The sequence below is a fragment of the Planifilum fulgidum genome (genome assembly GCF_900113175.1).
In the GTDB taxonomy this organism is placed as follows: Bacteria; Bacillota; Bacilli; order Thermoactinomycetales; family DSM-44946; genus Planifilum; species Planifilum fulgidum.
Window position 1 is genome coordinate 156,673 of the sequence record NZ_FOOK01000005.1, and the last position, 14,701, is coordinate 171,373.

The following is a 14,701-nucleotide window of genomic DNA, read 5'->3' on the forward strand; positions in this document are numbered from 1 at the left end:
GATGTACGATGAAAGTGATGGTAACGGGCGGTGCCGGTTTTATCGGCTCGCACATCGTGGACCGCTTGATCGAGCTTGGACATGATGTCATCATCCTGGACAATCTCAGCACGGGAAAGAAGGCCTTCATCCACCCGGGGGCGTCTTTTTACCAAGTGGACCTTCGGGATCGACGGCTCGGGGAGATCCTGGAGGCGGAGCGGCCGGAGGCCGTGATTCACCAGGCGGCGCAGATCGATGTGCCGACCTCGGTGAAGGATCCCCTGTTCGATGCGGAGACGAACATTTTGGGGACCCTGCAGTTGCTTGAGGCGTGTCGCCGGTCGGGGGTGCGAAAAATCGTGTACGCCTCCTCGGCGGCGGTTTACGGGGAGCCGGTTTTTCTTCCCATCGACGAGGAACACCCGGTGGATCCCCTTTCCAACTACGGGATCTCCAAATACACGCCGGAATGTTACCTGAAGGTGTACAAGCAATTGTACGGGTTGGATTACACGATTCTCCGCTACGCCAATGTTTACGGGATTCGACAGGATCCGCGGGGCGAGGGCGGCGTGATCGCCATTTTCCTCGACCGGGTGCTCCGGAAAGAGGCCTTGACGATCTTCGGCGACGGAAAGCAAACCCGGGATTTTGTCTATGTGGGGGATATCGCCGAGGCCAACATCCGCGCCCTGCATCGCGGAAGCGGCAGGGTTTTCAATCTGGGAACGGGCGTCCCCACCTCCCTCGAGGAGCTTGTCCGGATTTTGGGGGAGGTGACGGAGAAAGAGATTCGGGTGGAATATGCCCCTGAGCGGCCGGGGGACATCAGGCACAGTCATTTCGACTGCCGTCGGGCGGAGAAATGGCTGGATTGGACTCCCCGCATCGACCTCAAGACGGGGCTTCGAATGACCTACGAATACTATCTTGAAGCCGCCCGTCGCCTTCCCTGAAGGGCTGTAAAGAAGATGAAACATATCCGCAAAAGAACGCGTCTATATCTATAGAAGGAAATCCGGGGGCGCGGACAGCGGGCGGAGGCAGATCCGCCTTTTCCCGGCGAAGACGAAGCCGTGGCGTCTTTGTGAAAGGATTTGCGCGGACTATTGTCAACGGCGCCCGACTAAAGTATACTTGATACAGTAAACGTCTTGTAATCTTCGTGTAACATTTTGGATGTCACGTCGACCCGGGGCGGATGGGAGCCTTCACCATTTGGAAGCAGGAGTGGTTGCGGATGCGTTCACGAGTGGTCTGCGATTGCGATGCGTACGCATTTGCCGAAAGGATGCCGGAAAGCGTATCTCCCTTGTACCCCGCGATCAAACGGGTGTTTGAAATCGTCTTTTCCATTGTCTTTTTGATTGTGACCTTTCCGGTGCTTCTCCTGACCGCGATCGCCATCAAACTGGAGTCGAAGGGACCCATCTTCTATCGCCAGGAGCGGGTGGGGCTTCACGGAAAAACCTTCAATGTGCTGAAACTCCGCTCGATGCGCATCGATGCCGAGAAAAACGGTCCGCAATGGGCTGAAAAAAATGATCCCCGGGTCACCCGTGTCGGGCGATTCATCCGGAAGACCCGGATTGACGAGATTCCCCAGCTGATCAACATTCTTCGGGGAGACATGAGCCTGATCGGTCCCCGGCCGGAACGTCCGTGTTTCACGGAGCAATTTGCCCGGGAGATTCCCGGTTTCAAGATGCGATTGATGGTCAAACCCGGGTTGACGGGCTGGGCTCAGGTGAACGGGGGTTATGACGCGACCCCGCGGGAGAAATTCGAAATGGATATGTATTACATTCAAAACCAGTCCCTTTCCCTGGATATGAAAATCCTCCTGCGCACCGTCTGGGTGGTTCTCTCGGGAAGCGGGGCCCGTTGAGGGCCAGCACCCGGAAAAAGCGGATCCGGAAGTTTCAGCCGGCCTCCGAGGGCCGGCTTTTCATTCAAGGGGCGGAAGCTGTTCCGCCCCTTTTCTCATTTGTCCCGCCTGGGAGAGGAAAAGGGCGTGCCGTCCGGGGAGGCTTTTCGGAATGCAAAAATCGACCGCCTGAGACGGTCGATCGTTTCGGTTGCCATCGATTGTCCCACAGGGTGGGTTATGGATCAGGTGCCCTGTTTACAGGATCCGAGTCGTTTCGGACCGGCTAAAACAAGCCGCGCAGCAAATAGTAAATCAACAGCCACAGCGGGACACTCATGAAAGTGGCGTTGAACAGACCAAGCCAGAACGCTTTTCCGACGACCGGGCAGTCCATGGGGGGGGGCACCTCCGAGATTCCTTTGGTATTTTTATTATACGTCACTGAATTCCCTGAGTGGGGATTTTTTGTCAATTGTAAACGAAATGTAATGCAGAGGTAATCTCGGAGTCATAAGCCGGCCGGTTCAAGTCTCCCGTTCCCGGTACGCCGTTTCCCCTTCCGTCACCGTTCCCTGGCCGCCGGTGATTTCGGCCAGGTGTTGCTGGAAAGCCTTTTCCTCGCCCGCCGGAATCCAGACGGTCCAACTCACCTTGTCCGTGAAGCGGGGGGGATCGAAGTCGTATCCGGAGGTTCGGAGGGCGTGCTCCACTTTGCCCATCCAGGAATAATCCAGGGTGACCTCCATCGCCCGGTGAAGCTGCCGGATCACCGTCCCGGCCGCGTCCAAACCGGCGGAGGCGGCTTGGCTGTATGCCCGGACCAGGCCGCTCGCGCCCAGCTTGATGCCCCCGAAATAACGGGTGACGACGATGGCGGTATCCACCAGTTCCCGGGCGCGAATCACCTCCAGGATCGGCCGGCCGGCGGTGCCCGCCGGTTCTCCGTCATCGGAGGATCGCTGCATTTCGCCGCTGCGGCCGACGACCCATGCGTAGCAGTTGTGGGTGGCGTCCCAGTGACGGCGGGAGATTTCCTGAACGAAGGAGGCGGCTTCCTCCTCCGATTCGACCCGGCTGGCGTAGGCGATGAAGCGGGATTTTTGAATCACGATCTCCGCTTCCCCGTACCGTTTGACTGTGCGATAGCGCAAAGGTTGGGCCATTGTGGCGTCAACTCCTTGTCGTTTCGGATCGAAAAGGGGGCGCACAAACAAAAAGAGGCTCCCATCGTGGAAAGGATTGTCGAAAGGGTAGCCATGGCGATCCGGTTTTGCTATCATGGATGCGAATTCCATAAAAAGAGACAATTTCCTCTCCCGGCATCATCGGGATGAGGCGAAAGGAGAAGCCGTCATGTTCTTTTCCTTCGGGATTCATCCGGTATACTTGCTGCGGGTTCCGAAACCTCTGGATTTGCCCTCATCCACGGGAACGCCCGGCGCCGTCCGGACGGAGTCCGGTCCGAGGCGCCGGGCAATGAAGCGGTGGGTTCCCTCCGCGCGGTTCCGGGACGGGGTCGGCCGGGCCGACAATCCGTTTCCGAAGGTGCGGGGACCGACCTAATATGAGTTTTGGGATTCTCCGCTTCCCTGTGGTGTGTCGGGGATGCCTGAATCCGGGGTGCTTCCTTCCGGCGAGGAGGGAGGATCCAGTTCCAGATGTTCCCGGAGGATTTTGCTGATCCGTTGCCGTTCCTCTTCGCTGATCTGCACGATCGAGGCGTTGAACGATCCGATCCGGGCCGTGCCGTTGGTGACGTTCATCTCGATCGATTCAATGTTGTCCTTTGAGATCTTCCGGGCCAAGTTCTGCAGGGCGATCATTTCCTCCACCTTGAAGCTGGTGGAGACGTTTTCCCCCAGGATGCCCAGGATCTCGTTGATTTTGGTCAGACCCTTGAAGCTGACGGCCTTGTCCATCAGGTTCATCAGCACTTCCCGCTGCCGCTCGTTCCGTCCGAGATCCCCCCGGGGATCCCGCTTCCGCATGCGGACGTAGGACAGGGCCTGATCGCCGTTCAGATGCATCGGTCCCTTTGTAAAATAATATCTCTCCTGTCTGCCCAGCTTTTTCTCCCAGAAATCGAATTTCACATTGACGTCCACTCCGCCCAGGGCATCTACGATATCGATGAATCCCTTAAAGTTCACCTTGGCGTAGTAGTCGATGGGAACGTTCAGGAGAAGCTCGATCGTCTCGGCGGTGTTGGTGACGGGGTCCACCCCTTTTTGCTTTCCCCAATAGGGCGCGGAGTTGATCTTATCCCGATGGCCACCGGTGTTGGCGATCTCCACGTAGCTGTCCCGCGGGATGCTGACCAGCTTGACGGATTGGGTTTTGGGATTGATTGCGGCGACCATGATCACGTCGGCCCGCCAATTATCGGTTTCTTTTCTCACATCCGTTCCGAGGAGAAGCACGGTGAAGGGTTTGTCGAGGGTCGGCACGTTTTCACGCAACTTCGATTTTTCCCGCTCCATCGGCTTGTGCGTGTCCGCCGCCGCGTCCCACGTCCGGTAAAAGAGATAGCTCCCCGAAAGGATAATAACGGCCAATGAGAGAAAAACGGCGCGAAACAGCCATTTCTTGATCCGTTTCTTTCGGACGCGTTCAACCCGGCTCTGATTGATTCGTCTCATGGCCTTTCCTCGCTTCATGTTTCCATAACATTCTCTCCTCATACTATCATCTTATTTCTAACTTCACAAGTAGAAAAATAATGAATCGCGCTGATGTCAAGCCTCCAGTTCCAGGTGGCGCCGCAACAGGGAGCGGATGCGAAGCCGCTCCTTTTCCGGAACGATGAAGTAGTATCGGCTGCCCCACTCGTCACGGCCGTGAAATTGAAGGGTTTCAATGTTTTTTTCGGGAACCCGGGACAGGGTGTAGTACAGGCTGACCGCGTCCTTCAGGGTGAGGGATGTTTCCGTGTGGACGCGAAGGATGTTGAACAGCCGGTTCAATTTCAACAGCGTGGAGGGATGCTTGCTTTTGCGCCAGAGGCTGCGGAGCACCTGCTGTTGACGTCGGTGGCGGTCAAAGTCGTTGGTTCCGGTCCGGTCCCGGATGTAGGCGAGCGCCTGGGATCCGTTCAGATGCATGGGCCCCTTGTGAAAGCGGTGGCCCAGATAGGAGAAGGAGCGGGGGCTGTTTACGTCGACGCCCTGGAACAGATCGACGATGTTCCGAAAGCCCTTCATGTTGACCTTCACGTAGTGGTCGACGGGGACGTCCAGAAAGGATTCCACGGTTTGGATGGTGGAGAGGGTGCCGTCGCCGCGGGCGTAGGCGTGATTGATCTTGTCCAGCGCCGTCCGGCCTCTTCCCAGGCTGATCCGGACTTTGGTGTCCCGCGGCACATGGAGGATTTTTACGCTCTTTTTCTTCGGATGGATGGCGAGCAGCACCAGGGCGTCGGTCCGGCCGGGGTCGCCGCGCCGCTGATCCACCCCGATCAACAACAGGGTGGTCGGCCGGTCGAGGGGAACCGGCGGTGCTTCCGGCCGGTTCCGCACCGGGTGATGACGGGCGGTTTTTGGAGGCTCGGACGGACGGGTGTGGGCGTTCCACATTGCGATTCCGCCCAGGAAAAAGAGAATGCAGGATGCGGCGAGCATGAGGCGAAGCCCTTTGGACATGGCAATTCCCCCTTCGGAGCGCGGATGCCGCCTTTGAGCCCTCGCAGAGGCCACGCGGTTATAGTTTCCCATCCCCGTTTTTTCTCTATGAGTCCCTGGTTGGACTTGTCCGGGGGAGGGCCGCGGTTTGAGGCGGACGCCTCCTTTTTTGTTTGGAGGACGTTTCAAGGCGCCTTTTCCGAGGATGAATTTAAAGGATATTCAGGAAGCGAATGGAACGGGTGAAGCAGTCCCTGCACCTTGTCATTCCCCGTCTTTTACGTTATCCTATTCCTGATGAACAGCCCCGACTCCCATCGACCGCCTTCGATCGGACCGGGGCGAAAGGCGGGGATCGGACAAATCCGGAGGGGAGCAAGAGAACCAGATATTTATACGCGGCGATTCATCATCGAGGACGGATCAGGGTACACGCGCCTTTCCTCGGGAAAGGTTTTTTTGTTTGCCGTGCAAAGGGGATAAGCTCCGCTTTTCGCAAAGGGTCCACGGCATGCATACGGGGAAGCAAAGGAGGAATGAACCATGAGCTCGCGCAGCTTGTTCACGTCCGAGTCCGTGACCGCGGGACACCCGGACAAGATCTGTGACCAAATCTCCGATGCGGTTTTGGATGCCATTTTGGCCAAAGATCCCAACGCCCGGGTCGCCTGTGAAACCGCGGTGACGACGGGGTTGGTGCTGGTTTCCGGAGAGATTTCCACCACCTGCTACGTGGATATTCCGAAAATCGTCAGGGAAACCATCCGGGAAATTGGTTATACCCGCGCCAAGTACGGGTTTGATGCGGATACCTGCGCGGTGCTGACCTCCATCGACGAGCAGTCCCCCGACATCGCGATGGGGGTGGACGCGGCGCTGGAAAAAAGGGAAGGGCGCATGACCGAGGAGGAGATCGAAGCGATCGGTGCCGGCGATCAGGGATTGATGTTCGGCTTCGCCTGCAACGAAACACCGGAACTGATGCCCCTGCCGATTTCCCTGGCGCACCGGCTGGCCCGCCGTCTCCATCAGGTTCGGACAGACGGCATCCTGCCCTATTTGCGCCCCGACGGCAAGACCCAGGTGACGGTGGAATATGAAGGGGACCGTCCGGTGCGGATCGACACCGTGGTCGTGTCGGCCCAGCATGCGGAAGACGTCACCCTGGCCCGGATCAAGGAAGACATTCTGGAGCATGTGATCCGGCCGGTCGTTCCGGAGGCGTTGCTGGATGCGGGCACCAAATATTTCATCAACCCCACGGGGCGCTTTGTGATCGGGGGACCCCAGGGAGACGCCGGTCTGACGGGCCGGAAGATCATCGTCGACACCTACGGGGGATACGCCCGCCACGGCGGAGGGGCCTTCTCCGGGAAGGACCCGACCAAGGTGGACCGCTCGGGGGCCTACGCCGCACGCTATGTGGCCAAAAACATCGTGGCCGCCGGGTTGGCCGACAAGTGCGAAGTCCAGGTGGCCTACGCCATCGGCGTGGCGCAGCCGGTCTCCATCCGCGTCGACACCTTCGGCACGGGAAAAGTGGACGAGAGCCGCTTGACGGAGCTGGTCCGGGCCCATTTCGACCTGCGTCCCGCGGGAATCATTCGCTCCCTGGACCTGCGCCGGCCCATCTACCGGCAAACTGCGGCCTACGGACACTTCGGCCGGGAGGATCTCGATCTTCCCTGGGAACGGACGGACAAAGCGGAAGTGTTGCGCAAAGAGGCAGGACTTTGATGGATTCCGTTATCCCCACCGGCGGCCCGCCTCTGGGGGGCGGCCCGGTGGGCGAAAATTGCCGCCCGCGCAGGCAGCGCGGGCGGCTGCCTGTTTTTTCTGAAAGGGTTTTCGCTGTTTGGATGAGGGGGTAAAATATGGATGAGAAGGGGAAGGGAAATGCTATAGAAGGCGGGAGTTCGGAAAATAATTTCTGAAGTTTGCGAAAGGGCTGAAGGCGGCTCTGGGGCGGCGGTTCTCCAGAACCTCCTGTGCCTTTGTCACATACACTGTGGCAAAGGAGGGACGAAAAATGGAGTGGGTGCTGTGGGGATTGGGCCTGTACGGCTCTTTTTGGCTTTTGCTCGTGGCGTTTGCGCGCTCCCTGCTGCTCCGGTTTCAACCGGGGGGAACCCATCTCGTCGTGGTGACGCGGAACAGTCAGGGCTCTGTCGAATGGGTGATTCGTTCCTTTTTTTTCTGGAGCTGGCTCAGCGGCCGATCGTGCCAGATCGTCTGCCTGGATACAGGATCCTCCGATGACACCCTGTTCATTCTGAACCGTCTGAAACATCGCTATCCCTGGATCCGCATCCGATCCGTGATGGAGCACCAGCTGGAGGACCGGATGGCGGAAGAGGGCGTTGATGCGGAACGGGTGGTTGTGATCGATTTGCGCAACCGGCAGTACGGCTGGGAGATCCCCCTCGATCTCCACGGATGATCGGAGAGAGGGATGCTTCCGCTCTTTTCGGAGGTCCCGACATAAAACCCTGAAGGTTGCAGGTGCGCATGGGGATGGAAACGGCAATTTACGCGTTGTCCCGGGACCCTTCGCGCCGCATCAGCATCGCTCCGGCTGCGGACGCCTTCTACTGGGCCAGGCGGGGTGAGGCGGTCGCGGTTCTGGAAACCCATCCTTCCGTGGGACAAGCCTTCCGGCGCATGCGTTCGGGGCGCCTGCGTTCGGGGAAGGATGCGTCGGGCCTTCGGCTTCCGCCCCCTCCGGCTTCCTCGTGGGAGCGCTGGGAGAGGGCGGCCCGCTTTCTCCGGCCGCTCTTGGCGGGGCGTTCCCTGCTCTGGGATGAAGTGAAGGCTTTGGTGGGGGAACTGGCGGAGCCCATGGAGGAGCGGGAACTTCGCGCGGTTCTGCAGACCATGTGCCTGACCGGCATGGCCTTCATGCTGCCCGGCGTCGAAATCCCCCCGGCCGTTTCCCGCTGGCGTTGCAACCGGTGCGGAACGGGGCCGGAGGGATTGTTCCGTTCCCGGTGCGGGCGGTGCGGGAGCCAATGCGTCAGCTGTGACCGGTGCCTTTTTCTGGGGCGTTCCCGCGCCTGCACGCCCTTTTTCTTCTTTTTCCCCGAGGAGAAAAGGGAGGCCTGTCGGGTTCGGGTCGATTTGCGCCTTCCCGCCCTGACCGCGGGGCAGAAATGGGTGGCCGACCGCTGCCTGGAAGCGGTGCGGTCGGGAGAAAAACGGTTTCTCGTATGGGCGGTTGCGGGATCGGGAAAAACCGAAGCCGTCCTTCCCGCCGTCCATCGGGTTTTGGAGCAGGGCGGGCACGTTCTGTGGGTTTCGCCGCGCCGGGATGTGGTGGAAGAGCTGGCGCCGAGGCTGGAACGGGCTTTTCCGGATATCCCGGTAAGCGTTCTGCACGGGGAGAGCGGCTGGATCCGGACGAACAGCCCGCTCACGGCGGCGACGGCCCATCAGGCATGGCGGTTTTACCGCCGTTTTCAACTGGTGGTGGTCGACGAAGCGGATGCCTTTCCGATGAAGGGGGATCCGCCTCTCGGGGCGGGGGTGGAACGGGCGGCGGCGGAGGGGGGGACGATGCTTTGGCTGACGGCCACCCCCCCGGAGGACTGGCGCCGACGGCTGCAACGGGGGCAAATTCCCGGGGTGATTCTGCCGGTTCGCCATCACGGCCGTCCGCTCCCCGAGCCCCGGCTGTTTCGCCGGTGGCGGTTGTGGTCTTCCCTGGAGGAGGCGCGCCCCCTTCCCCCGGTGACGGCCTTTTTGGAGAGGGTGGCGGAAAAGGAGGGGCAGGGACTGTTGTTCGTGCCCCGGGTGGCCGACGTGGACCGCCTTCTCGCCTGGATCAAGAAGCGCCACCCCGACCGGTTGGCGCAGTGCCGCGGGGTGACCGGACGGGAAAAAGAGCGAAAACGGCTGCTGGAGGAGCTCAGGAGCGGGAAAATCCGTTTTCTCATCACCACCGCCGTGCTGGAAAGGGGCATTACGCTGCCCCGCTGTCACGTGCTGGTCTTCGGGGCCGATCATCCCGTGTTCGATGCATCCGCTTTGGTGCAGATCGCCGGGCGCGTGGGACGCGACGCCGATTACCGGCTGGGGGAAGTCTGGTTTTTGTCCGCCGAGCGGACGGAGGGGCAGTTGAAGGCGGTTCGGGAGATCCGATGGATGAACCGGATGGCCCGCCGCCGGGGATGGCTGAAGGAGGAAGGGGAAAATAGCCGCCCCTCGGCTGGACGATCGGCGGGGGATCATGTACCATGATCCTAGACGGCCGGAAAGAAAAATGCGGGGAAGTTGCGCGCAAGCATCGGGTGAAGGAGAGGAGCGGTGTCCGTTGTGGGAGCATCTTTTTCCCCCTCCTCCCACCTGCTGGTTTTGTTCTTCACCCGCGGGCGGCCGCTTCGGGTCGGGGGTGTGGGAGCGCGTGTGCGCGGGCTGCCGTCGCCGGCTGGTCCGGATTGTTCCGCCGCTGTGCCGCCGGTGCGGAAAATCCCTTTCCGGGCAGGGCCCGGCCCTGTGCGGGGATTGCGAGGGGCGGGCCGGGCATCTGGATCAAAACCGGAGCGTCGTTCGGTACAACGATTTTGCCCGGGAGATCGTCGCCCTGTTCAAGTATCGCGGGAGGGAGCGTCTGGCCCGCCCCCTGGGACGGATGATGGCGGAGGAGGCTTGCAAAATGGTTCCGCTTCCCGACTGGGTCACCTTTGTGCCCCTTCATCCGTCCCGGCTGAAGGACCGGGGATTTAATCAGGCGGAATTGCTGGCGCGGATCGTCTCGGCGCATTTGAACCGCCCTTTGGTTCCGCTTTTGAAGCGGATTCGTCCCACCGAGCCGCAGAGCCAAAAAAGCCGCCGGGAGCGATTGGTGGCTCTCCGGGGGGCTTTTGCCCCGGCGGCGGATCGGAAGATTCTGGGGAAAATGGCCGGGGTCCGCGTCCTCATCGTCGACGATGTGTATACGACCGGCTCCACGCTGGAGGAATGCGCCCGCATTCTGAAGGAGGAACGGGTGAAAAGCGTGGTGTCCGTCACCTTCGCCCGCTAGCACCCGCCGAACATCCGGTGGTCTTAAAGCATCGAAATAGACAAAAACTTTCGATGTCTATCGTTAAAAGAGGTATAATCCCTCTGAACAATGGGTAACACAAGTAATGCAACCATCATTTCGTTGGGAGTTTACGAGAAAAGGAGTGGAATCCATGAACAAGTCCGAACTGATCGAACGGGTGGCTGCCGCCACGGGTAAGACCAAAAAGGAAGCCGGTATGGTGGTGGACGCCGTGCTGGAAACCATCTCTGAAGCCCTCAAGCGGGGAGAGAAGGTTTCTCTGGTCGGTTTCGGCAATTTTGAAGTGCGGGAGCGGTCGGCGCGCACCGGTCGGAATCCCCAGACCGGGGAAACGATTCACATCGAAGCCACCCGCGTCCCTGCCTTCAAGCCCGGCAAGCAGCTGAAGGAAGCGGTGAACTGAAAAAGAGAATCGGGAAATCACAAGGCCATCCCTCCGGGGGTGGCCTTTTTCCGTGCCGCCCATGGGGCGCAGACGGAGCCGCTCGCCCGGGGTGTGCTCCGCCCAGCCATCCGAGCCGCGGGGCTCTGTTTTGGACGTATGGCTTCGGGCGATTTTCCCGGCGGCGGAACACCGGAAAGAAGTGGCGGGGAAACGTCTGTGCGGCAAGGGATTTTGAGGAAGAATCCTTGTCCGCCGGAGGGCGGCTCCGGCCATTTCCCGGAAAAACGCCATCGCCGCCGGGGTGACGGACGCCTCAAACGCCGGGGGGTGTTGCGGAAACATTTGGCATCTCACGGGGCGGAAAGGGGATTTCGCAAGGCAAATGCGTTTTCGGGGCTTTCCGAAGATGTCCGGAGGAAAAATTGCCTCAGGGCCGCTTTACGGGGAACCGGCGCCGCAGGAATTCCCCTTTCTGAAACCGCCGCCGGGGCTGGAGAAATAAATGGAAATTGACGGATGAAGCAGGAAGATCTCCTTTGTTTCACGAATGTTTTTCATGTGTTTTCAGCATAGACTCGTTGTTTTGTAAAAAATAAAAATTTTGGTTAAGGAGGGGATTCCCAAAAGATAGTCATTGCATGACCATAAACACACCTTTATAATAATCCAACGGGAAGCGGGCTCGTTTTCTTAAAGTCATCGTTGGAGATGCGGGGAAATAAGCGAAGAATCGTCGGTTTTCCCCTTGAGGGGTTCCGCGTGGGAGCGGCGGGAAAATATGCACAGGCAAGAGGAGGCGAAGGGCTTGAGAAAAGGATGGATCATCGCTTCGGTCTTTCTGGCGCTGATGCTGGTCCTTTCCGCCTGCGGCGGCGGCCAAAAGACCGGAAGCGAATCGGATAAAAACGTGCTCCGGGTCGGGACGGATGCCGCATATCCCCCCTTCGAAAAGCAGGAAGGGAGCGGAGAGATCACCGGTTTTGACATCGATGTGATCAAGGCGATCGCCGAAGCGGAGGGTCTGAAGGTCCAGGTTGAGCACACCGGTTGGGATGGATTGTTCGAGGCGGTCGACAGCGGCAAAGTGGATGCGGGAATCTCCGCGATCACCATCACCAAAAAACGGAAGAAGAAATACGATTTCTCCGAACCCTACTTTGAGGCGAAGCAGCTCATCCTGGTGCCCAACGATTCCGACGTATCGTCGCTGAAGGATCTGAAGGGGAAAAAGATCGGGGTTCAGTCCGGGACCACGGGGGAAATCGTGGTGCAAAAGGCCTTCGGCAAAACGTATGAAGGAATTCGTGGGTATGACGACACCCCCGGGGCCATCGATGATCTGGTGATCGGCCGGGTCGATGCGGTGGTGGCCGACAACGGCGTGGTCCTCGATTACATGAAAAAGCTTCCGAAAGGGAAGTTCAAAACGGTCGAAGACAACTCCTTCGAGCCGGAATTCTACGGCATCATGGTGAAAAAAGGAAACAAGGAAGTGTTGGACAAAATCAATTCCGGCCTGAAAAAGATCCAGGAAGACGGCACCTTTGACGAGATCTACAAGAAGTACTTCGGGCAGGATTCATAACGGGTGCGAAAAAGCCGCCGTTTCCTTCCAAACAGGTTTTGGCGGATCTGAAAGGATCCGCTTTTTCTTCGCATGCAGGAAGAGGTGTGTTTCATGCAGGGTATCGACTGGTCTGTCGTCGTCGAGTACAAGGAGAATTTTATCCGGGGATTTTTTACGACGATCGAGCTGACGGTCGTTGGCATTTTGTTCGGCACACTCATCGGATTGATTCTCGGATTGATGAACATATCCCGGATCAAGGTGCTGATGATTCCGGCCAAGGCCTATGTGGATCTTTTCCGGGGAACGCCCCTGATGCTGCAGATTTTGGCGATCCATTTCGGCATCATCCCCACCGTCTGTGAAATGGTGGGCGTGGATACCCCCTCTGCACTGATTTCCGGCTTTATTGCCCTCTCCCTGAACGCCGGGGCTTATATTTCCGAAATTTTCCGCGGCGGAATCCAGTCCATTGACAAAGGGCAGATGGAGGCGGCCCGTTCCCTGGGGATGACCTACGGGCAAGCGATGCGCCTGGTGATTCTTCCCCAGGCCTTCAAGCGGATGCTTCCCCCCTTGGGGAACGAGTTCATCGCCCTGATGAAGGATTCGTCCCTGGTCATGGTGATCGCCGTCAACGATATCACCTATGCGGCGATGACCACGGCGAAAAGCACCTGGGAGCGGTTGGCGCCCTACGCCACCGCCGCCCTCATGTATCTGGTGCTGACCTATCTTTTGTCCCGGGTGGTCTTTTACCTGGAGCGGCGATTGGAAACCGGCAGAAAGGAGGGGTGATCCCGATTGATCCGCGTCGAACATCTCTACAAGCGCTTTGGCGATCATGAGGTGCTGAAGGATATCAACGTGCACATCAAGGAAAAGGAAGTGGTCTGCATCATCGGTCCGAGCGGATCCGGCAAGAGCACGTTTCTGCGCTGTTTGAACCTGCTGGAGCCGATCACTTCGGGCCGGGTGGTGGTGGACGGCCACGATCTGACCGATCCCAAGACGGACATCAACCGGGTTCGGACCGAGATGGGCATGGTGTTTCAACAATTTAATCTGTTCCCCCACAAGCGGGTGATCGAGAACATCACGATGGCGCCCATGCGCGTGCGCAAATGGTCCAAGGAAAAGGCGGAGCAAAAGGCGATGGAGCTCCTCGGGAAAGTGGGTCTCCAGGACAAAGCGCACGCCTGGCCGGAACAGTTGTCCGGCGGGCAGCAGCAACGCGTGGCGATTGCCCGCGCCCTGGCGATGGACCCCAAGGTGATGCTGTTCGACGAGCCCACCTCGGCCCTCGATCCCGAAATGATCAAAGAGGTGCTGGCGGTGATGAAGCAGCTGGCCGCCGAGGGCATGACGATGGTGGTGGTCACCCACGAAATGGGGTTTGCCCGGGAAGTGAGCGATCGGGTCCTCTTCATGGACCAGGGGATGATCATCGAGGAAGGGACGCCGGAGGAGCTGTTCAACCGGCCGAAGGAAGAGCGAACCCGGACGTTCCTGAGCAAGGTGCTTTGACCGGTTTTTCATGGCAGTGTTTCCAATCTTGACTTTTCACCTTCCCAGTGATATAGTTGATCCGCATGGGATTCCCCATGTGGATCATTTTCAGAAGGGAATGTTTTACATGCAAGGCAGAGTGAAGTGGTTCAACGCGGACAAAGGATACGGTTTCATCGAACGGGAAGGCGGCGAAGACGTCTTTGTCCACTATTCCGCCATTCAGGAAGAGGGATTTAAGACCCTTAGCGAAGGTCAAGTCGTGGAATTCGATATCGTGGAAGGTCCGCGTGGACCACAAGCTGCGAACGTGGTGAAGCTCGGCTGAGGCGGTTCGCAGCGGAAGATCGATCAACTCCGGACAAAACCCCCCCTCGGAATGAAGTGCACCCCTTAAAGTAGACACAGGAAAACACCCCTGTGAAAATTACTTTAAGGGGTGATTTTCGTGGCAAGAAAAGGACAGAAATTCAAGACATATAGCTTTGAACTGAAAAAGAAGGCAGTGGAAATGAGGCTTCAGGGCATTCCCAAGGCAAAGATTGCTGAAGAGCTGGGGATTCAAGATGTGGGGCGATTAAAGATCTGGATGCGGAAATACCGGGAACAGGGCAATTTTGGGCTAATGGAGCACAGAGGGAGGCGGAAAGAGTACAAGGACCTGGAACGGGAAGTCAAAAGGCTGCGACTGGAGAATGATGTCCTAAAAAAGTGGCTGGAGATTTTG

The 14,701-nt window shown here is 58.6% G+C and carries 15 protein-coding genes; 12 read left to right on the forward strand and 3 right to left on the reverse strand.

Translation table 11 applies throughout. The features are described 5' to 3' along the window. The first annotated feature begins 8 nt into the window (after positions 1-8). Positions 9-938: an SDR family oxidoreductase gene (locus BM063_RS04655; RefSeq protein WP_092036312.1), complete on the forward strand. Its 930-nt coding sequence runs from the start codon at positions 9-11 to the stop codon at positions 936-938. Positions 939-1,273: 335 nt separating this feature from the next. Further along, positions 1,274-1,870, forward strand: coding sequence for a sugar transferase (locus BM063_RS04660; RefSeq protein ID WP_245752060.1), 597 nt, complete (start codon positions 1,274-1,276; stop codon positions 1,868-1,870). A gap of 506 nt (positions 1,871-2,376) precedes the next feature. On the opposite strand, the gene BM063_RS04665 is transcribed toward BM063_RS04660, so the two are convergent. The 3 genes from BM063_RS04665 to BM063_RS04680 all read right to left on the reverse strand — a co-directional run bounded on the left by BM063_RS04665 (position 2,377) and on the right by BM063_RS04680 (position 5,490). Then, on the reverse strand, positions 2,377-3,015 hold the full coding sequence (locus BM063_RS04665) for a YigZ family protein (protein ID WP_092036314.1): 639 nt from the start codon (positions 3,013-3,015) through the stop codon (positions 2,377-2,379). Positions 3,016-3,411: 396 nt separating this feature from the next. Continuing rightward, the gene (locus BM063_RS04675) at positions 3,412-4,491 is read right to left on the reverse strand and encodes an LCP family protein (protein WP_177198981.1); all 1,080 of its coding nucleotides are present in this window, start codon (positions 4,489-4,491) and stop codon (positions 3,412-3,414) included. A 96-nt stretch (positions 4,492-4,587) separates the two neighbouring features. Beyond that, positions 4,588-5,490 carry an LCP family protein gene (locus tag BM063_RS04680; protein WP_177198982.1) on the reverse strand — a complete coding sequence of 301 codons (903 nt, stop codon included), beginning with the start codon at positions 5,488-5,490 and terminating at the stop codon, positions 4,588-4,590. Positions 5,491-6,012: 522 nt separating this feature from the next. On the opposite strand from BM063_RS04680, the gene metK reads away from it, so the two are divergent. The 10 genes from metK to BM063_RS04730 all read left to right on the forward strand — a co-directional run. Then, positions 6,013-7,206 (forward strand): methionine adenosyltransferase, encoded by a 1,194-nt coding sequence (gene metK, locus BM063_RS04685; protein WP_092036323.1) that lies wholly within the window; start codon positions 6,013-6,015, stop codon positions 7,204-7,206. 292 nt (positions 7,207-7,498) lie between these two features. Then, positions 7,499-7,909, forward strand: a complete 411-nt coding sequence (locus BM063_RS04690; protein WP_092036325.1) for a hypothetical protein — start codon at positions 7,499-7,501, stop codon at positions 7,907-7,909. 74 nt (positions 7,910-7,983) lie between these two features. Beyond that, complete coding sequence (locus BM063_RS04695) at positions 7,984-9,705, forward strand: helicase-related protein (protein ID WP_177198983.1); 1,722 nt, start codon at positions 7,984-7,986, stop codon at positions 9,703-9,705. A gap of 22 nt (positions 9,706-9,727) precedes the next feature. After that, a complete protein-coding gene (locus BM063_RS04700; protein WP_245752042.1) occupies positions 9,728-10,489 on the forward strand; it encodes a ComF family protein in 762 nt (253 codons plus the stop codon). 154 nt (positions 10,490-10,643) lie between these two features. Then, complete coding sequence (locus BM063_RS04705) at positions 10,644-10,916, forward strand: HU family DNA-binding protein (RefSeq protein WP_092036332.1); 273 nt, start codon at positions 10,644-10,646, stop codon at positions 10,914-10,916. Between the two features lie 829 nt (positions 10,917-11,745). Beyond that, positions 11,746-12,483: a basic amino acid ABC transporter substrate-binding protein gene (locus BM063_RS04710; protein ID WP_245752064.1), complete on the forward strand. Its 738-nt coding sequence runs from the start codon at positions 11,746-11,748 to the stop codon at positions 12,481-12,483. A gap of 93 nt (positions 12,484-12,576) precedes the next feature. Then, positions 12,577-13,263 carry an amino acid ABC transporter permease gene (locus BM063_RS04715; RefSeq protein WP_177198985.1) on the forward strand — a complete coding sequence of 229 codons (687 nt, stop codon included), beginning with the start codon at positions 12,577-12,579 and terminating at the stop codon, positions 13,261-13,263. A gap of 6 nt (positions 13,264-13,269) precedes the next feature. After that, the gene (locus BM063_RS04720) at positions 13,270-13,992 is read left to right on the forward strand and encodes an amino acid ABC transporter ATP-binding protein (RefSeq protein WP_092036333.1); all 723 of its coding nucleotides are present in this window, start codon (positions 13,270-13,272) and stop codon (positions 13,990-13,992) included. Positions 13,993-14,101: 109 nt separating this feature from the next. Then, positions 14,102-14,302: a cold shock domain-containing protein gene (locus BM063_RS04725; protein ID WP_092036387.1), complete on the forward strand. Its 201-nt coding sequence runs from the start codon at positions 14,102-14,104 to the stop codon at positions 14,300-14,302. Between the two features lie 120 nt (positions 14,303-14,422). Further along, a partial coding sequence (locus BM063_RS04730) for a transposase (protein WP_092036389.1) occupies positions 14,423-14,701 on the forward strand: 279 nt, incomplete at its 3' end.